At 45.2% G+C, this 1,675-nt stretch carries 1 protein-coding gene and 1 pseudogene; both read left to right on the top strand.

Going from position 1 to position 1,675, the window contains the following annotated elements; translation table 11 throughout:
• The first annotated feature begins 292 nt into the window (after positions 1 to 292).
• Positions 293 to 955 (top strand): glutathione S-transferase family protein, encoded by a 663-nt coding sequence (locus IZU87_RS17195; protein WP_213115355.1) that lies wholly within the window; start codon positions 293 to 295, stop codon positions 953 to 955.
• A gap of 149 nt (positions 956 to 1,104) precedes the next feature.
• Positions 1,105 to 1,550: pseudogene (locus IZU87_RS17190) on the top strand (IS5 family transposase); the annotation flags it as partial.
• Between the last annotated feature and the right edge of the window lie 125 nt (positions 1,551 to 1,675).

The raw sequence follows: 1,675 nt of genomic DNA, 5'->3' as shown, positions 1-1,675 counted from the left end.
GCGACATCCGGAAACTCGATCTGCCGGAGATAGTGCATCTGAATCCGGAGCGGGATCCGGCACCGCAGGCAGTAGGATTTTAAAAAGCCAGAACCACTTCATGTGCCAACTATGTTGACAGATTCCGAGTCGGACGAGTAGCCAAATGACCGTCCTCGAAAACGGTCCGATTATCAGACACCGGCGCAGGTGTTTGGGGGGAGGGGGAATGCGCAGGAAGCCTGGGTGCCGCAGATAATGGCTTGTTGCTTGAATTAAGGTATTTGATTTTAACTAACAGGAATGGAGTTATATGATGATACACCTACATCACTTAATTGATTCGCGCTCAATTCGTATCTTATGGTTACTTGAAGAGATAGGTCATTCGTACAAGATAACTGGCTATTCTCGAGATGCTATTACACATTTCGCGCCATCGTCGTTACTAAATATACATGCTCTAGGAAAGTCGCCAGTTGTGAATATAGATGGTGAGATTACTGTCGAGTCTGGAGCTATAACCGAAATTATTATATCTAGATTTGCTGGTTATTTGGCGCCAAGCAAATCTTCTAAAGAGTATTTTGAATATTTAGAATGGATACATTTTTCAGAAAGTTCAGCTATGCTACCTATTTTGCTTAAAATATTTAATTTACGTGAGAGCAGTGAAAAACAAACATCATTTTTAGAGAAGTATGCCGAGGATGAGTTTTTGAAGGTTTTCTGTTATCTTGATGATTCACTCAAAGATAAAAAATATATAGTAGGAGATAGATTGACAGGGGCTGATTTTATGCTTGTCTTTGTTATAGAGACAGCTCTTAATATGTCGCCTAAAAATAAGTTCCCTAACTTAATTAACTATATTAAAGGAATGCATTCTTTACCTAGTTATAAGCAGGCATTAGATATAGAGAATAAGCTAAGAGATGGTAGTTATACAGGAATAACATTGCACATAGATAAGTAGTAACCATGCATGCTTGTCAGGCCCCGTGTGGTTGACCACTTGTATGGCACCGGATTATCGGATTTCACATCGGAGGCTATCCTTGTTAGGTTTTGTACGAAAAGTCATTTTTGCTAATGTGACCCATGCACACCCAGCATAGGTGCGGTATGACAGGACGCGACGAAATCTCTGATAGCCAATGGCAGTTGATCGAAGACATTGTCTCACCGGCTCAATCGATGGGCAGGCCCCGGAAAGACGACAGACAGATGCTGAACGGCATCTTTTGGGCCCTCTGCTCTGGCGCCAAGTGGCGCGACCTTCCCGAACGTTATGGCCCTTGGAGTACTGTCTACGCCAGGTTCCGACAATGGCGTGATGACGGTACCTTTGAGGCGGTCTTGTCGCGGCTTCAACTTCGGCTTCGTGAAGATGGCCTGATGGATCTCGAGACCTGGATGATCGACTCAACCGCCGTTCGTGCAATACGCGCCTCCGCTGGTGGAGGCAAAAAGGGGGATCTGAAGAACCCTTAGACCATGCGTTGGGCCGGAGTCGTGGCGGCATCACGACCAAAATCCATTTGATCTGTGATCGCTTTGGTTGGCCCATTGTAGTGGTCAAGTGTTTTTGGCCACCGAGCTTTGAGCATTCCAGTAGTTCTTTTCTGCCAAGTTCGGCGGTATCCCATCGTTATGCTTGTGCGGCCTGAGGCTGCTGTAGTAACCGATCATATAA

This window comes from Cobetia sp. MC34 (assembly GCF_018340035.1).
GTDB classification, from domain to species: domain Bacteria; phylum Pseudomonadota; class Gammaproteobacteria; order Pseudomonadales; family Halomonadaceae; genus Cobetia; species Cobetia amphilecti.
Note: the sequence above shows the minus strand (reverse complement) of the source record. Positions and strands in the feature narration are given on the sequence as shown.

What these genes read in the sequence shown, in the direction of transcription:
- IZU87_RS17195 (WP_213115355.1), top strand. Translation starts at nt 293, where the DNA reads ATGATGATACACCTACATCACTTAATTGATTCGCGCTCAATTCGTATC.